The organism is Sporosarcina beigongshangi, assembly GCF_033485195.1.
Taxonomy (GTDB): domain Bacteria; phylum Bacillota; class Bacilli; order Bacillales_A; family Planococcaceae; genus Sporosarcina; species Sporosarcina beigongshangi.
In genome coordinates this window covers 24,875-41,688 of the sequence record NZ_JAWLIR010000032.1, presented here as the reverse complement: position 1 = coordinate 41,688, position 16,814 = coordinate 24,875, and the positions used below count along the sequence as shown (strand labels likewise).

Annotated in this window: 15 protein-coding genes; 6 read left to right on the top strand and 9 right to left on the bottom strand. The window is 42.5% G+C overall.

The features are described 5' to 3' along the window. Positions 1-47 precede the first annotated feature (47 nt). Positions 48-473 (top strand): VOC family protein, encoded by a 426-nt coding sequence (locus R2B77_RS14140; protein ID WP_212391798.1) that lies wholly within the window; start codon positions 48-50, stop codon positions 471-473. Between the two features lie 57 nt (positions 474-530). Continuing rightward, positions 531-935 carry a methylglyoxal synthase gene (gene mgsA, locus R2B77_RS14135; RefSeq protein WP_203248677.1) on the top strand — a complete coding sequence of 135 codons (405 nt, stop codon included), beginning with the start codon at positions 531-533 and terminating at the stop codon, positions 933-935. A 125-nt stretch (positions 936-1,060) separates the two neighbouring features. Here mgsA and R2B77_RS14130 read toward each other — a convergent pair whose 3' ends face one another. The 5 genes from R2B77_RS14130 to R2B77_RS14110 form a co-directional block, all read right to left on the bottom strand. Further along, positions 1,061-1,840 (bottom strand): enoyl-CoA hydratase, encoded by a 780-nt coding sequence (locus R2B77_RS14130; RefSeq protein WP_203248676.1) that lies wholly within the window; start codon positions 1,838-1,840, stop codon positions 1,061-1,063. Between the two features lie 83 nt (positions 1,841-1,923). Then, positions 1,924-3,432 (bottom strand): coproporphyrinogen III oxidase, encoded by a 1,509-nt coding sequence (locus tag R2B77_RS14125; RefSeq protein WP_203248675.1) that lies wholly within the window; start codon positions 3,430-3,432, stop codon positions 1,924-1,926. A gap of 111 nt (positions 3,433-3,543) precedes the next feature. Continuing rightward, positions 3,544-3,891 carry a YlbF family regulator gene (locus R2B77_RS14120; RefSeq protein ID WP_203248674.1) on the bottom strand — a complete coding sequence of 116 codons (348 nt, stop codon included), beginning with the start codon at positions 3,889-3,891 and terminating at the stop codon, positions 3,544-3,546. 12 nt (positions 3,892-3,903) lie between these two features. After that, the gene (locus R2B77_RS14115) at positions 3,904-5,025 is read right to left on the bottom strand and encodes a DUF445 domain-containing protein (RefSeq protein WP_450097609.1); all 1,122 of its coding nucleotides are present in this window, start codon (positions 5,023-5,025) and stop codon (positions 3,904-3,906) included. Positions 5,026-5,157: 132 nt separating this feature from the next. Then, positions 5,158-5,550 (bottom strand): ferritin-like domain-containing protein, encoded by a 393-nt coding sequence (locus R2B77_RS14110; RefSeq protein WP_203248672.1) that lies wholly within the window; start codon positions 5,548-5,550, stop codon positions 5,158-5,160. Between the two features lie 72 nt (positions 5,551-5,622). Here R2B77_RS14110 and R2B77_RS14105 point away from each other — a divergent pair, with 72 nt between their 5' ends. Together R2B77_RS14105 and R2B77_RS14100 are read left to right on the top strand one after the other, a co-directional pair. Further along, complete coding sequence (locus R2B77_RS14105; protein ID WP_203248671.1) at positions 5,623-5,826, top strand: YheE family protein; 204 nt, start codon at positions 5,623-5,625, stop codon at positions 5,824-5,826. A gap of 189 nt (positions 5,827-6,015) precedes the next feature. Further along, positions 6,016-6,168 (top strand): hypothetical protein, encoded by a 153-nt coding sequence (locus R2B77_RS14100; protein ID WP_203248670.1) that lies wholly within the window; start codon positions 6,016-6,018, stop codon positions 6,166-6,168. A gap of 37 nt (positions 6,169-6,205) precedes the next feature. On the opposite strand, the gene R2B77_RS14095 is transcribed toward R2B77_RS14100, so the two are convergent. From R2B77_RS14095 to R2B77_RS14085, 3 genes are all read right to left on the bottom strand, one after another. Further along, complete coding sequence (locus R2B77_RS14095; RefSeq protein WP_203248669.1) at positions 6,206-7,465, bottom strand: MFS transporter; 1,260 nt, start codon at positions 7,463-7,465, stop codon at positions 6,206-6,208. A 338-nt stretch (positions 7,466-7,803) separates the two neighbouring features. Beyond that, positions 7,804-9,561 (bottom strand): ABC transporter ATP-binding protein, encoded by a 1,758-nt coding sequence (locus R2B77_RS14090; protein ID WP_203248668.1) that lies wholly within the window; start codon positions 9,559-9,561, stop codon positions 7,804-7,806. A 1-nt stretch (position 9,562) separates the two neighbouring features. Beyond that, positions 9,563-11,302 carry an ABC transporter ATP-binding protein gene (locus R2B77_RS14085; RefSeq protein WP_203248667.1) on the bottom strand — a complete coding sequence of 580 codons (1,740 nt, stop codon included), beginning with the start codon at positions 11,300-11,302 and terminating at the stop codon, positions 9,563-9,565. Positions 11,303-11,909: 607 nt separating this feature from the next. On the opposite strand from R2B77_RS14085, the gene R2B77_RS14080 reads away from it, so the two are divergent. Both R2B77_RS14080 and rsgA read left to right on the top strand, forming a co-directional pair. Then, the gene (locus R2B77_RS14080) at positions 11,910-13,250 is read left to right on the top strand and encodes a hemolysin family protein (RefSeq protein WP_203248666.1); all 1,341 of its coding nucleotides are present in this window, start codon (positions 11,910-11,912) and stop codon (positions 13,248-13,250) included. Between the two features lie 745 nt (positions 13,251-13,995). Next, positions 13,996-15,075 carry a ribosome small subunit-dependent GTPase A gene (rsgA, locus tag R2B77_RS14075; protein WP_404830758.1) on the top strand — a complete coding sequence of 360 codons (1,080 nt, stop codon included), beginning with the start codon at positions 13,996-13,998 and terminating at the stop codon, positions 15,073-15,075. A gap of 146 nt (positions 15,076-15,221) precedes the next feature. On the opposite strand, the gene R2B77_RS14070 is transcribed toward rsgA, so the two are convergent. Continuing rightward, positions 15,222-16,766, bottom strand: coding sequence for a GNAT family N-acetyltransferase (locus R2B77_RS14070; protein ID WP_203248664.1), 1,545 nt, complete (start codon positions 16,764-16,766; stop codon positions 15,222-15,224). Positions 16,767-16,814: the final 48 nt, after the last annotated feature.

Genomic DNA, 16,814 nt, shown 5'->3' with positions numbered 1-16,814 from the left:
TCAGCTTAGCTGCGTTTTCATTTAGATAATGAGGGGGGGGGAAATAGATGGCACAGGGACTGGTTCATCATATTGAACTGTACGTTTCCGATTTAAAAAAGACGATTGACTTTTGGGGTTGGTTACTAGAGGAATTAGGCTATAGTCCGTTTCAGGAATGGGAAAACGGGCGAAGTTGGCAGTTAGGCGAAACATATCTTGTTTTTGTACAGGCAGAGGAAAGGTTTTTGGATGTGCCCTATCATAGATGCCGAGTTGGCCTTAATCATTTGGCATTTCACGCTAGCTCGCGCCAACAGGTTGATGAGCTAACAGACGAATTACAAAGTAAGGGAATCCGCATCCTTTACACCGATAAGCATCCATTTGCCGGTGGACCTGAACATTATGCCGTTTATTTTGAAGATCCCGATAGAATGAAGGTTGAATTGGTGGCACCTAAATTAATTCATACACAGACCCTAAAATTGTGATAATCTATAGAGGAATTAGATTATTTCTTACCAGTAGAGTAAAGAGGGGTGTTCTAAATGAAAATCGCATTAATTGCTCACGATGAAAAGAAAAATGAGATGGTCAACTTCACAATTGCCTATGAGCATATCTTTTCACAATATACGTTATATGCAACGGGGACGACTGGAAAAAGAATTATGGAAGAAACAAAGCTTACCGTTAACCGACTCATGTCAGGACCTTTAGGCGGCGACCAACAAATCGGCGCGATGTTGGCGACTGGCGAGTTAGACCTCATTCTCTTTTTCCGTGATCCATTGACGGCACAGCCACATGAACCTGACGTCAGTGCACTACTGAGGCTCTGTGATGTCTATGGCATCCCACTTGCCACGAATATCGCAACAGCTGAGCTGTTAATACGCTCTGTCGAAAATGGGGATTTTGCTTGGCGAGAAACAGTCGATAAATATAAATAAAAAAGCGATACATCTACTCAACGGCTAGCCGAGTAGGTGTATCGTTTTTCAATTTAACTAATCCATATCAACAAGCATTGGTTCAAACTACTTGCCCACAATCAGGTTGGCATCCGCTACTTTTTTTATTTCCCCGTAAATACTGGCTTTCGCTTCTCCACGAACGCCTGGATCCCTTCCATATGGTCAGCTGTTTTACGCATCGCCACTTGTGCTTCGCTTTCCATTTTCAAGACATTTTCAAGTTCAGCTATGTTCTGCGTGTGCAAAATATGCTTTGACGCAATCATCGAAGCAATAGGTGAAGCAAGCAGTTTTTGCGCATATGCTTCGCCATATTCAGCAGCCTTCCCTTCCGCCACCACTTCGTCAATCAGACCTTTAGACAAGGCTTCGGAACCATTCATCACCTTGCCAGACCATATTAAATTTTTCGCTTGCGGTACACCGACCCGTTCCTTCAAGAAGAAGTGACCCGCTCCATCTGGTACGAGACCGATGCCGATAAAGTTCATTGCAAGCTTACTATTTTCCTCCGCGATAACTATATCGCAGCCAAGAACAACACTAAACCCTAGTCCGGCTGCCGCCCCATGGACGACCGCCATTGTTATTTGTGGCAATGTGTACAATGCTTTCGCAAGACGTGACACATCAACCATGACCTTTCCTATATCCATTGGGCTGTCTGGATCTAGCATAGCTTTAATATCGCCACCTGCGGAAAATGCACGTCCAGCCCCTTGAATGATTAACACTTGTACCGTTGTATCACTCTTCAATTCTTCAAAAACGTCTGCCAGTTCTTTCATCATGACATCATCCATCGCGTTCATCGATGTCGGCCTGTTCAATGTGAGACGCGCAAGACGTCCCTCTTTTTTCAATTCAACAGTTGTATACATAAAAAAGACACCCCTTTATATAGAGTAAAATCAAATGAATCACCATTCATTATTCTATATTCGGTGCCTTTTCCATAAACCCTTTATTTACTCACCGTCTCCGGGAAAATTGTATTCAAATGCTCTAGCTTCTTGTCAATGGCATCCTCAAACGTCAAAATATAAGCTGCCGGATCTTTCGGATTATAAAACTGCGTAATCTTGCCTGTCGTCGGATCAATGAATTTGCTTGATGCTCCGCAACCAACGCCAATAATTGTCTGCACTTCTTCCATAATGACGATGTTGTAGATACTTTCTTCTTCTGGTTTTGCATAGCCGACGTTTTCCAAATTGCCCAAAATATTTTTCTGGCGATACAAATAGTACGGCTCATAGCCATTTTCTGCATTCCACTGTTCGCCAAGCTTCATCATTTGTTCAACTGTCTGACGATCCGCCACTTTGTACTTGTCCTTATTGCGTGTCATTTCCGAAGCTCGCTTGAATGACAATGTATGAACCGTCAGTGATTCCGGCTGCATCTTTGCCGTTTCTTCAAGTGAATGCTTAAATTCTTCGATTCCTTCATTCGGCAAACCAATGATGAGATCCATATTAATATTTTTCATGCCCATGTTTCGCGACAACCAAAACTTATCAACTGTCTCTTGAACCGAATGATGACGCCCAATCGCTTTCAAAGTTTCATCCGTATACGATTGCGGATTGACGCTAATGCGATCAATGCCCCATTTCTTCAATACCTCAATCTTGGCTGGTGTGATTGTATCAGGTCGCCCTGCTTCCACCGTCACTTCGCGGACATTCTCCATATTAGGAAACGAGGCATACATCGTTTCATACAAGGCATCCATCTCTTCTGCTTCGATTGAAGTGGGTGTACCGCCACCGAAATAGATTGTCGTAATCGCCATATTACGCTCTGTTAACCATTTCCCCATCTCGCGAATCTCTTCATGTAATCCATCAAGGAACGATTCTACTCGGCCATTTTTCCGATGAATCGCATAGGCAGGAAACGTACAATAAGCACACTTCGTTGGGCAAAATGGAATACCGATGTATATACTTACTTCATTTTTCAAGTCATATAAATCAGGTACTGAACGAAGCTGTACATCCGCAATTTTGGCAAGGAGCTCACTTTTCTCACTTGAAATACGATGACGATCCATTAGTAGTTGCTGTGCCTGTTCCGTGCTATTCCCTTGCTGACGATATTTATGGTAGAGCTTCATCGGGCGAATTCCCGTTAAAATGCCCCATGATTGCTGCATACCTGTCGCCTGTTCAAGCGCTTCAAGCAAAATATGTGAGTAGACGCGTTTTAACTGACGCGTTTGAATTTTTGCGTCATCCTTCTCTTCTAGCTCTGTAAATGTAGCGGTATATTCTTGATCATTCCAAGTAAGAAATGCTTGCCCGTTCAGCATATTATCCGCATTTTTTTCAAGTGAAAACGTCACACTGATGGCCTGTTCTTCGTCTTCATCTATAATCTTTGACTGCTCGAAAAATAGATTAGCCAGATGAGTGAACATCCGAATCCAATCCTGCTCGAAAGGTTGTTTAATAACGATTTTCTGCATGTATATGTACCAACTTTCTATTTATCCATCTCATATTGGTTTATCCCATAACGTCAATTGTAACAAATTTTCATCTTGTAGGAAGAAGAAAAAACCGGCATTAGCCGGTTTTTAGATAGATTCATATAGTTGCTGTACCGGTTTCATCAGGACTCGGTTCACTTCTTCAATCAAACCACTTAGCTTCATTTCGGCTTCGAGCATCGTCATGATTTTAGGATTTTGCTGTGCCAGCTGCGCAGTCTTCTGTGCATATTCAAGCTCTTCCTCAGCAATTTCCTCACCCTGCATTTGTTTTTCTTGAAGGGTCATCTGAATTTTACGGAAACTTTTGAATAACGCAAGTGCTTCTTCATCCGCTTTCACTTCACCTACGGCTTGTTCTACCTCTGCAAATTCCGCTGTTTTGCGGAATGTTGCTTCCAACTTGTTCAAATCATCATACATATTCACTGTCATTTACAATTCCCCCTACGATAAATTTGTTGCAAAGACGATTAGGCCTTGAACGATTCCGATGACCCCACCGAGTAGTGCCCCAAGAACGGTGATCATTTTAAATTCACGCTTGGAAATGCCTAGCATCAGATCCTCTAGCACTGCAACAGGAAACGTATCGACTTGCTCTCTTACCATATCATCTAATTTCAATTTTCCAAGTGATTTTTCCAATTGTACTTCTGCTTGATTAAAAGCAAAATCAATGAGCTTTGGCGTAATATTAACCGCCGTCCATTCCGCCCCATTTGGCCAGTAATGTCGAATCGACTTATTCAGACGTGCTTCCAACGCAAGTTCATTTTTTGCGTACGTTGAAATTGATCCGAATAATCCATCCCAGTCGAAGCCAGCCAACAATTCCTCAACGGGGCGCTGCTGTAATTTTTCCCACTCATTATAAATAATTGTATTCACTAAAGCTGTTGTACCAGGAGCAGTCACAAACTTGATCGCTTCTTTTTGCACTTTTCCAACGAGCGACTCCGATTCACCAAAAAACATATTGACCATACTGCCCAGCGTTCCTTTAGAGGCAAGAAAATCATCGATGAGATTCCGGAACATCGCTTTTCCTTCATCAGATGCGAAGTATTGCTCTGACCTACTTAAAATGTACGTTGTCACAGTTGGAATACGCTCTCCTGCTTCCACCCGCCACTTTTCCGGTAGCACCTCTTCTACCGTTCCGGTCGTCAGCCTTCTACGCACGGCGTTAAGCTGGGCATCGAGCACCTCCAACACTTGCTGTTCTGCTTTTTCTGCAACTTGTGTCGCACCCGCAGTCGCCAGCCAATCATTCAAGGTTTTATTAGAATGAAGGACATGCTCTTCCAGTTTTTGTTGAATAAAGCTCTCTGCCTTTTTTTCCATATCAGGTGTTAATAATTTTTTACGAAAGGTATCCGGTGTCAATAAATAATTCGTAACCGTCTTCCCAAGCTGCCTTGCCAATTCATCTCGCCGTTTTGGAATCAACCCCGGCGTGAACGGCAGTCGCCATTTCCCGATATATTTTGCTTCATGTGGCCTAAATAGCATTTTGATTGCCAGATGATTCGTGAATCCTCCAATTAACGCGCCTATAACGGTCATAAATAACAATGTCCATAAAAAGTCCAATCGCTTCACCTTTTCCCGTTTCTTTACGTCCCAATTATAGCAGAACGAGACCAAACGGAAAAATGCAAAGGCTTGTCATCCATTACACCCCGTCATTATCTTGAATCAAGATAATGCGCTATACATCGTCGACATGCGAATCGCATGCTCCATTTCGTCATGCATGGCGATGAATAATGGATTATAAGCCTGTTGAAAAGGAATCGTTAGAAGCATTTCTTTATACGTCTCAACCGCCTCCAACTCATCCACCAACGCCCTTTGCACACATTCTTTCAAGTTATAACAAGGCAATGGCTTCTTGGGATTTGGAACAAATGACCCCGTCATCATATAATAGAGCTGTTGAAACATTTCATAATGGCTTTTTTCATCTTCATACATATGACGGAGAAAATCTTGCCAGAGCGGATCATTTGTCAGACTGTACATTGATTTATAAAAATAATAATCTTTGTACTCATCTTCAATGGCCTGCTTTAATTTATTTACAAACAAGTCAGCACCCTTTCGCTTCTCTTTACTCTGATTTTATGCGATTGGGTAGCATCTTATGAAAGGAGTATGACTATGCTACAACATTTCAGTTACAAGCCCATGTATGACAATACGAAATTGCCCGGTTGGACTTTTGCGTTTTTCTTTCGTAATACGAGATATACGGGCGATTATATGCCAGAGGGAGAAATTCGTTGGAACGGAGAGACGCCGCCTGAAGAAGAGAACGTAAAAAAGATGATTCATGAACTAATGACTTTCCATGTTTACGACTGATTTATTATCAATTACGCCTCGGCGTAATTGCGCCCAGATTTTGAATTGAGCTTGCTCAATTAACTCCCTTCAATATCTGTGGCATCCGCCGGAGGCTTCAACCTCATTCAGCAGGGGCTTGAACCCCTGCTGAATGAGGTTGAGATTTTTCGGGAATACTAGCCTCATAACAAATAAGGAGGCGTAATGATGACGAAAGAAAAATCACCTGAAGAGCTGCGGAAGGAAAAAGAGCAGTTGCAGGTACAAAATCAGAAAACCGAAAATATCTTTGAGGATAAAAGCCGAGTGCCTAACGAGCAAAATGCATGGAAGGAAACGCAGCCTAGGTATGGCGAATAACAAAATGCCCTGCATATAATTATGCAGGGTAGTTTTATTACTCTTCTGCTAACTTCCTCTTACCAAAAATAAAGAAATAATACGTGGATGACACAATGTAAAGACCTGCTGTAATCGTAAAGGCATAGGCATAACCCCAATAGAAACCATTTGCAATAACAAGCCCCGCCGCCACCGGCCCCATGGTAGCCCAGCCAATATTGAACACCATCTGGTTCACCGAGTTGGCAAGTCCCTTGTATTTATCTGCGACAATTTCCATCGCAATTGCACTTTGAATTGGATTTCCTGCATTCATGAGCGCTTGGCGCATTAGGAAACCAAGTGAAGCCAACATTAACGAGGTCGTATAAGCCGTCAAGATAAGAAACGGAATCGACAGCATTTGAAAAATAATAAGAGCCTTTACTTTGCCAACTTTCTTTACAAGCAACGGTCCAATAAGCATGGCCACCGCCGTCATCGCAGATCCAAGCGATAAAACGAGCCCAATATAAGCATTCGACGCATCAAAACGATTAGAGAAATATAAATTCAAATAAGGAACAACTAACCCAGATCCAATACCTATCAGCAAGCTCGCAAACGAGAAATGGAAGATTAGAATAATATTGCGCTTAAAGCTACTATCCACACGCTCCACTTTCTCTACCTCATCATGTTTCACTTGCACAGGCTCCGGCGGCTTATTTCGTAGTTTGAATAACGGTAGTAAACCAACCGTAAAAATAACAGCTCCTACAAGGAGCGCCCAACGAATCGCCGATGCTGCATCCATTCCGGCAACAACCTCTAGAACATCCGCAATCACGCCACCAAATAGACTACCAATCACGTTTGCCACAGTCATCAAAGCAAAATGGATGCTAAACATATGCACGCGCTCAGCTGGCGTCGAGTTCTCCGCCAAAAACGGCACACCCGACACTTGTACAAATGCCATGAACAAACCTGTCAAAAATGCCGCATAAATAATCGGTGTTTCCGCGACCGTCACACTGCGGTAAAACAACGTCATCGCCCCAAACAACGCACCGGCAACAATCATCCATTTACGACCAAACTTATCACTCAGAAATCCCGCTGGAACAAGCATAATCGCCGACGCCAACGCCGTCATCGAAATGACTTTGCCATTAACAGTTTCCGGCATCCCCAGCTCTTTTATGTAAAGATTGTACATCACCATAAAAACACCCATCCCAATTTGAATGAGCACATTTGCCAGCATAAACAGCCTAACATTTTTATTAAATGAAGTAATCTTCCTCTTCCAATCTACCAACCATTTCCCCATGGCACTCCAACTCTCTAATCAATTACGCCTTGGCGTAATTGTGTCCAAATTTTGAATTGCGCTTGCGCACTTAGCTCCCTTCAAAATTTGTGACATTCGCCGGAGGCTTAACTTGAAGCAGCAGGAACTTCTTCTGCTGCTTCAAGTTATTACTTCGTAACTCTAAATATACGTGTTTCAGAATAGTTTCGCAATGAGTTCCTTCATATCCTCTTGCCAATGATTGGATATTGGCACTTGAATGCTAGATATTAGCGATTCAAAGCCGTTTATTGGCGCAAATCAATGACTTATTGGCGAAACAGGACTTTTGGATTCAAAAAAAAGAGGGAACCCCCTCAACCAATTTTCGATTGAGAGGAAGTTCCCGCCTGCAATTTATACATTTGTGCGTACTGTCCACCAAGCACAAGTAACTCATCATGCGAGCCACTTTCCACAATCTCCCCGCGGTCCAATACTAAAATCCGATCCGCATTTTTAATCGTCGATAGTCTATGAGCAATGATGAATGTCGTACGCCCTTTTTTCAGCACATCCATCGCGTGCTGAATAATTTCTTCTGTCTCTGTGTCAATGTTAGACGTCGCTTCGTCCAAAATCAAAATCGCTGGGTCAAATGCCAATGCTCGTGCGAATGAAATCAGCTGTCGTTGCCCAGATGACAACGTACTCCCCTTTTCGACAACCGGCTCGTCAATGCCACCTGGCAAATGTTTCAATACACGTTCTCCACCAACCGCATCAAGCGATTGCTGCACTTTTTCACGTGTAATACGTGCATCCCCTAAGCTCACATTCGACTCGACCGTACCGCTAAACAAATACGGATCTTGCAAAACAATCCCCATATGATCACGAACCGTCTGGCGAGACATACCACCAATGTTCATGCCATCAATCGTAATCGTCCCTTTCGATGCATCATAGAAACGGAATAGTAGATTCATAATCGAACTTTTCCCTGATCCCGTATGACCGACGAGCGCGACGGTTTCCCCTTGTTTTGCTTCGAAAGACAGATCCTTCAGTACATACTCTTCTTCCTTATAAGCAAACCACACATTTTCAAAACGGACATTTCCACGGTAGCGAGCGATTTTATCATCGCTTACCGGCTCCCCTTCACGGTCCAACAACTTGAAAACACGCTCCGCTGCTACAAGTGAATGCTCGAGTCGTGCAAACTGATTGACAATCCCGGTTACAGGATTAAATAACCGTGTAATATAATCGACAAATGCATAGAGCATCCCGACTGAAATAGCACTTTCAATCTCTAATGATGCACCACCGAAATACCAGATGAAGAATACGAACGCCAACGATCTGATAATATCGACCAGATTATGTGACGTCGCCGCCTCCACTTTCAACAGCTTATTTTGATGACGATAATGCTCATCGTTCAACTCACGGAATTCCTCTTCCATCTGCTTTTCACGACGAAACGCCTGAATAATCGTCATGCCATTAATCGATTCATTAATCATCGCGTTCATATCACTGACTTTACCACGGATGATATGATTGACCTTCGATGCGAATTTCCTGTACATCTTCATCCAAATATATAAAATCGGCAAGACGAACAGCGTAATCGCACCCATTTTAGGGTCTAAAAAAAACATGGCAATAAAGATTCCCGTAATATACATCCCGCTAATGGCAAACTGTGAAACGACTGTTACATACAAATTTCGAATCGCTTCTGTATCATTGGTAATTCTCGCCACAACTTTCCCTGCTGGCAAATTATCAAAATAACGAATCGGCAATGTTTGGATATGTTCATACAAATCATTACGCATCTTCTGGATAATACGATTCGCAGCGTTTTGTAGCAATAAATATTGGAAATACCTGAAAATCGCGGTGACAACCGCAAGCCCGAAGAAGACAGCAAGTAGCTTGGCAATCGGTTCAAAATCGATGCCACCATCTACAGCACCCGCAATATGGTCGTCAATAATTTTCTTGGCAATCATTGGACCCATCAGATCCGCACCTACTGCAATCGCAAGAAAAATCAAACCCGTAATCAATAATTTTTTATAATCAAGCGCATAGTGAACTAAACGTTTACCAGTACTCATATTATTCAACCTCCCCAATCTGCTGGCGGTCGAATTGCTCTTTGTACCAGCCGTTCATTCCTAGCAGTTCTTCATGTGTTCCTTCTTCAATCACACGGCCATCATCCAGCACAATAATCCAGTTAGCGTGTTGAATTGCTGACAGTCGATGTGTCGTAATAATTGTCGTTTTACCGGAACGTTCCGCTTGGATGTTTTCAATAATTTTTGCTTCCGTTTTGGCATCGACAGCAGATAGTGAATCATCCAAAATAAGAATTTCCGGATTTTTCACGAGTGCACGTGCAATCGAGATCCGTTGCTTCTGTCCACCAGACAAGGCAACCCCTTTTTCACCAACGAGCGTATTCAATCCGTCCGGTAGCATTTCAAGATCTTTCTCGAAATAAGACAGACGAATCGTTTCAGCAATATCTGCTTCCGATGCATCGGGTCTACCGAACAAAATATTTTCTCTCACTGATCGCGAGAACAGCACGTGATCTTGCGGGACGTACCCTATCCAATCTCTTACCTGAGCTTTTGTCATCGACTGAAGTGGTACACCCGAGAAAACAATTTCTCCTTCGCCAACCGGGTATTCACGCAATAGCTGTTTCACAAATGTTGTTTTCCCACTGCCCGTCTTGCCGACAATTCCAAGTGTATCGCCACGATTTAAATGGAGTTTAATTGCATCTAAGTTGACCGAATGCGACATCGGATACGTAAAATTCACATCGCGGAAGCCAACATTTTCTGGTTGCTTCACAGTAACGGGCTGTTCAGGATCTTTGACATCCTCCTCATACTCTAGCGTCTCCGTTACACGATCGAGTGAGGCATTACCACGCTGCATGACGTTGATTAATTCTCCAATCGCAAACATTGGCCAAACAATCATGCCCAGATAAACATTAAACGTTACAAGATTCCCCAGTGTCATATCCCCTATAGAAACAAGATACGCCCCATAACCGAGTCCAATCATATACGTTAATCCTGTTAACACCTTTGAAATAGGCATGAACAAAGCATCAATTTTTTCGACATGCATATTTTTTTGAAAAACATCTTCTGTCATTTTCGCGAATACATTTTCAGTTGCGCGCTCTTGCACATATGCACGAACAACACGTACACCAGCAACAGCCTCCAGAACATTATCGTTCAAATCACCAAACACTTGCTGTGCTGTCATATATCTTTCGTGAATCTTCTTTCCTAGCACTTGCATAATGTACGCCAATATCGGTAGCGGTAAAATCGCCACCAGCGTCAATTTCCACGACACTAGAAAACCCATTGTCAAAACAAGCGTCATCAAGTACAACGTCGAGTCGACGAGCGTCATAATACCAAAACCAGCTGTTTCCGAAATAGCGCGCAAATCATTTGTGGAACGTGCCATCAAATCGCCCGTCTTATTTTTCTCATAAAACGTCGGCGTCATCTTCAAAAAATGGCGCATTAGCCTTCCCCGAAGCTGCCTTTCAATGACATAAGCACCACCAAATAGCTGGTATTGCCAAACGAAATTAAATGCATAGCCAACAACCATAATGAGCAACATGGCGCCAATAAATGCAGCTAATAACTTCGTCGTCAACGTCTGCATGTAAATGGAGTCAATTGCTTCACCAATGAGCCAAGGTGGAACTACAACCAATACATTCGTGATCATCAATAAGATCAGTGCAACTGTATACCTCTTACGATTTTCTTTAAAAAACCACTTTAATTTGAATAAAACCGAAAACATAACCCCATCTACCTTCTTCCCTTTTCTCTACCAACTATCCACTTTCAAGAGATTCCTTTTTCAATAATTTTCTTTGCTGCTTCATGATCAACATAGCCAGCACTCCTTTTCCTTATTATTTATGCAACACGCAATGCGTGAAAACACCAAAATTTGGTATGCTATAAAAGCAAAAAAGCACACGCCTTTTAACATAAGCGTGTGCTTAACAAAAGGGAACGGGTATCCGTTCCATTCCATAAATATTCAAATTCAAAATTGAATAGAAGTTGGTTGGGACGGATGGATCATGAAGTTTTTTTGTGCGATGTATAGCTTTTTCATGTTCCGTACCTCCCTTTCTATTTCGAGTATCTAACTATTACAGGTTACCATTTCCAATTTCCAGCTGTCAACAGTTTTCAGAAATTATATTTCATTCGCAATCCACTGATATAAGTAACTGCTTGTAGGACCGCAATATAAAATCGATTTGACAAGTAGCCAAGCAAAACTATTTGTTTTTTTCTTGTAAATAAATTATCATTGTCTTAACTAACTATTTTACCACTACAGGAGGTGTACACTTTGTTCAACCCCTCATTCGGGTGCGGGACAAAGTAATTATTTGGAAATCCCCATACGATTGGCAGCATTTGCTGTCTTGATCGCCCTCACCGCATTTTTTGTTGCGAGTGAATTTGCAATTGTGAAAGTAAGGACATCACGAATTGATCAGCTTGTCGCGGAAGGAAACCGCAAAGCTGTCAATGCTAGAAAAGTAATCGGTAATTTGGATGAATACTTATCTGCTTGTCAATTAGGGATTACGATTACTGCTCTTGGACTTGGGATGCTCGGTGAACCTACCGTCAATCTCATGTTAGCTCCCATCTGGGAAAGTTTAGGTCTATCCACTAGTACAACAAGTATCGTATCATACATTATCGCCTTTTCGATCGTCACATTTCTACATGTTGTCGTTGGTGAGCTAGCTCCTAAAACGATTGCGATACAAAAAGCAGAAGCCATTACATTGGCCTTTTCAACACCGCTAATTATCTTTTATCGCATGGCATATCCTATTATTAGAGGTATGAATGGAACTGCGCAATTCTTGATTAGACTTTTAGGATTTAAATCCATGTCAGAATCCGAAGTTGCTCATACTGAAGAGGAGCTTCGATTGATTTTAGCGGATAGTTTGAAGAGCGGTGAAATCAACCAATCTGAATATAAATATGTCAATAAAATTTTTGAGTTCGATGACCGAATTGCCAAAGAAATCATGGCACCTCGGACAGAAATGATGTCCATCGAAAAAGATATGACATTGCGTGAAGTGTTCGAAGTGATTGGTGTTGAGCAATATACGCGTTATCCAGTAACAGATGGTGACAAAGACCATATTATCGGTCTCGTCAACATGAAAAATCTTTTAACGGCGTTCATTAAAAACCCAGAAACCGAGCATCAATCAGTCATTCAATATATGCAACCTATTATCCATGTGATTGAAACAATACCGATTGGCGACCTTCTCCTTAAAATTCAGCGAGAACGGATCCATATGGCCATCCTAATGGATGAATATGGCGGGACTTCGGGTCTTGTGACGATTGAAGATATTCTTGAAGAAATCGTCGGTGATATTCGTGACGAGTTCGATACAGATGAAGTACCTGAACTTCAAAAGCTAGGCGAGGATCATTATATCTTAGATGCCAAAATGCTTATCGAAAATGTCAATGACATTCTCGGAATCGACATTGACGAAGATGATATTGATACGATTGGCGGCTGGTTTATGACCCAACGCTTCGATGCCATCCAAGGTGAAAAAATTATCGAGCAGGGCTATGAATTCATCGTAAAAGATGTCGATGGACACCATATTCTCTACTTGGAAGTATTCAAATACGAGCAGGAACATATCAATGATACATCCGAATTGTCATTAGAATCTTAATGAAGAGCGGCTCTCACTATGAGAGTCGTTTTTTTGTTATGCTGCGAGGATAGAGTTGGTTGCATGCTTTGCACGGTTGGTTGGACATTTCACAGGTTTCGTTGCACACTTTGCTAACTTGGTTGCACAATTCACGGGTTTCGTTGTACACTTACAACTTGGTTGCACAGTTCACAGGTTTCGTTGCACACTTTGCTAACTTGGTTGCACAATTCACAGGATTCGTTGCACACTTACAACTTGGTTGCACAATTCACGGGATTCCTTAAGCTTGTTGTCAAAAAATCTATATTGACACATAACTTTTATTTTGTTATTGTTAATCCATCTTACAGAAAGCAGGTGAAGTTTTATGGCTATTATCATTGTACCTATTGCAAATTCGGTCGGACCCATACTTTCACCTGCCATACTTTAATCAATTACGGCTCGGCGTAATTGCGTCCAGATTTTGAATCGAGCTTGCTCGATTAACTCCTTTCAAAATCTGTGACATCTGCCGGAGGCATTATCTTTGTTCAGCAGGCATTCGAACATCCGTTGAACAGGAAGCAAAATCAAAGTCATCTTATCTACCTTTGGAGATGGCAGCCTTCTGCTGAATAAAGATAAAAGTATGCTTATTCTGTTATGCGCGTGAAAGCCGTGGTGTCCGATCTGGACTCACGGTTTTTTTTATTGTCTAGCTTCAAGCGCTTTGCGCTTTTCTAGTCTAAAACGCACATAACAGGAGGAAAATGAATTGATTAATTTACAAGATTACGGCTGGAATACATCCCACGAAGCACGATGGGAAGAAATGAACGATAACGAGAAAATGAAGAAGTGCACGCCTGGGCGTGTCACACTTGAGCATAAACATATGTATCGGGTAGTCACCGCTGATGGAGAATGGCTCTCTGTCTGTTCGGGTACCATGCAGCATGACGCTGTGGAACGACGTGACTTCCCGGCAGTCGGAGATTGGGTTGCGGTTGAAAAGATGCCAGGAGAAGAACGTGGTATCATTCATGCGATTTTGCCAAGAACCTCTCTCTTTTCCAGGAAAGCAGCAGGTACAACAATCGTCGAACAGATTATCGCAGTAAATGTCGATATTGTCTTTCTCGTCATGTCGATGAATAAAGATTTTAACGCGAGGCGACTTGAGCGCTACCTAGTCGCCGCCTATGACTCCGGTGCGAATCCGGTTGTCGTCTTGACGAAAAAAGACGTTTGCGAAGATCCTTCATTTTATATAGAGGAAGCTCGCAATATCGCATTAGGTGCAGATGTCTTCGCTGTTAGTAATGTGACGGGTGAAGGCGTTGATGAACTAGTTGCGTTGTTAGCAGATGGAAAAACAGCAGCATTATTAGGCTCGTCAGGTGTTGGTAAATCATCTCTGACAAATGCCATTTGTGGAAATGAAATGATGGCGGTACAAGAGATTCGTGAGGATGATGCAAAAGGCCGTCATACGACGACTCACCGAGAGCTTATCAAAATTCCAGGTGGAGGTGTCCTTATTGATACACCAGGGATGCGGGAATTCCAGCTTTGGGATAATAGTGAAAGCCTAGACTCTGGCTTTAAGGATATTGAAGCGTTTGCAGAAGCCTGCAAATTCAATGATTGCCAACATAACAACGAACCTGGATGTGCCATACAGGAAGCACTTTCCACAGGTGCATTACCCGAGGACCGCTATGCGAGCTATTTGAAACTCCAAAAGGAATTAGCTTTCTTGGAGCGTAAAACGGATCGTGCGGCGCAATCCGCGGAGCGTAACAAGTGGAAAAGTATAACAAAAAGTATGCGTAAGCATCCTTCGAAAAAGAAGTAAGACAGTTTGAACTTATAATATAGAGGGGACAGTTCTTTTAACCAGAACTGTCCCCTTTTGTTATTATTACCGCCATGGACTTTTTCCCTTCCTCGAACTGGATAAACTAGCAGAAGAGCAACCACTTTCATGGCTGCTCTTCCTCATCAATCCTTCTTATACTCAATATGATACACATCATGCCTTCGGTCCTTCAGCTGCTTAACCGTTCCATCCTGACGCTGACGACGCAAAATTTCAAGGTCGACATCACCAATCAGCACCATTTCCAAGTTGGCATTCGTCTCGCCTACAATCCCATCGCGAGCAAATTCAAAATCGGACGGGGCAAATATGGCAGATTGCGCATATTGGATATCCATATTTTCCGTCTGTGGCAAGTTGCCGACTGTCCCCGAAATAACGGTGTAAATTTGATTTTCAATGGCGCGTGCCTGTGCACAATAACGAACACGTAAATAGCCTTGGCGATCCTCTGTACAAAATGGCGTGAAAATAATATTAGCACCCATATCCGTCGCAATACGTGCAAGCTCTGGAAACTCAATATCATAGCAAATTTGAATGGCGATTTTCCCACAGTCTGTATCGAATACACGAACAGCATCTCCTGCACTAATCCCCCACCATTTTCGCTCATTTGGCGTAATGTGAATCTTATACTGCTTTTCAATCGAACCATCACGACGGAACAAGTAAGAGATATTATAAATTTCTTCATCCTCTTCCTCTACAAAATGAGAGCCACCGATAATATTGATGTTGTACCGTACCGCCAAGTTTGTAAACATTTCAATATATTGCGGTGTATACTCCGTCATCCTGCGCACTGCTTGACTTGGTGATCGTTCATCCAAAAAGGACATTAGCTGTGTTGTAAATATTTCTGGAAACACGACAAAGTCGGAATTAGCATCTGCTGCAACATCAACGAAGTATTCGCATTGGTGGGCCATTTCTTCAAATGACGAAATTTTTCGCATTAAATATTGTACGACACAAATGCGCACCGGATAGCTCGTCTTAAAATGCCGCTTCGTGAGTGGCTTATAATCAACATTATTCCATTCCATCAAAGTTGCATATTTCTTCGAAGCTTTATCATCTGGCAAATAGTTTGGATTGACACGCATTAACGTAAAGTCATTCATCAGCTGAAAAGTGAGCACAGGATCATAAATTTTATGGCGTGATACGGAATCTACATACTCACGCGGCGACATCTCCGCAGCATGCTTATGGTAATTCGGAATCCGGCCACCCAGGATGATAGACTTCAAATTCAATTCCCTAGCCAGCTCCTTGCGCGCCTCATAAAGGCGTTGCCCCACCTTCATACGTCTATAGCCCGGGTGTACCATCACCTCGATGCCGTACATATTGTAACCATCCGGATTGTGGTTGGTTATATAGCCTTCGTCTGTGACATCATCCCATGTATGACGATCATCGTACTCATCAAAGTTTATAATAAGACTTGAACAGGAACCGATAATTTCACCATCTAGTTCTGCAATGAGCTGCCCCTCTGGAAAAATGGCCAAATGGCTCTTTAACTGCCCTTCTTCCCACGGTTCCATTCCCGGAAAACAAAGCTCCTGCATCGCCAGCAACCGCTTAATATCCGCAGATTCCATCTGACGGATGACCATACTTACTTCAAACGACGACAAATCGAATTCTTCACTCACCCGAAACACCCCTTTCTCTTTATTATATCGCACAACCCTTGTGAATCA

Excerpts from the sequence above, each read along its gene's own strand:
- R2B77_RS14140 (WP_212391798.1), top strand. The coding sequence starts at position 48 with ATGGCACAGGGACTGGTTCATCATATTGAACTGTACGTTTCCGATTTA.
- mgsA (WP_203248677.1), top strand. The coding sequence starts at position 531 with ATGAAAATCGCATTAATTGCTCACGATGAAAAGAAAAATGAGATGGTC.
- R2B77_RS14115 (WP_450097609.1), bottom strand. The coding sequence starts at position 5,025 with ATGACCGTTATAGGCGCGTTAATTGGAGGATTCACGAATCATCTGGCA.
- R2B77_RS14120 (WP_203248674.1), bottom strand. The coding sequence starts at position 3,891 with ATGACAGTGAATATGTATGATGATTTGAACAAGTTGGAAGCAACATTC.
- R2B77_RS14125 (WP_203248675.1), bottom strand. The coding sequence starts at position 3,432 with ATGCAGAAAATCGTTATTAAACAACCTTTCGAGCAGGATTGGATTCGG.
- R2B77_RS14105 (WP_203248671.1), top strand. The coding sequence starts at position 5,623 with ATGCTACAACATTTCAGTTACAAGCCCATGTATGACAATACGAAATTG.
- R2B77_RS14130 (WP_203248676.1), bottom strand. The coding sequence starts at position 1,840 with ATGTATACAACTGTTGAATTGAAAAAAGAGGGACGTCTTGCGCGTCTC.
- R2B77_RS14100 (WP_203248670.1), top strand. The coding sequence starts at position 6,016 with ATGACGAAAGAAAAATCACCTGAAGAGCTGCGGAAGGAAAAAGAGCAG.
- R2B77_RS14095 (WP_203248669.1), bottom strand. The coding sequence starts at position 7,465 with ATGGGGAAATGGTTGGTAGATTGGAAGAGGAAGATTACTTCATTTAAT.
- R2B77_RS14090 (WP_203248668.1), bottom strand. The coding sequence starts at position 9,561 with ATGAGTACTGGTAAACGTTTAGTTCACTATGCGCTTGATTATAAAAAA.
- R2B77_RS14085 (WP_203248667.1), bottom strand. The coding sequence starts at position 11,302 with ATGTTTTCGGTTTTATTCAAATTAAAGTGGTTTTTTAAAGAAAATCGT.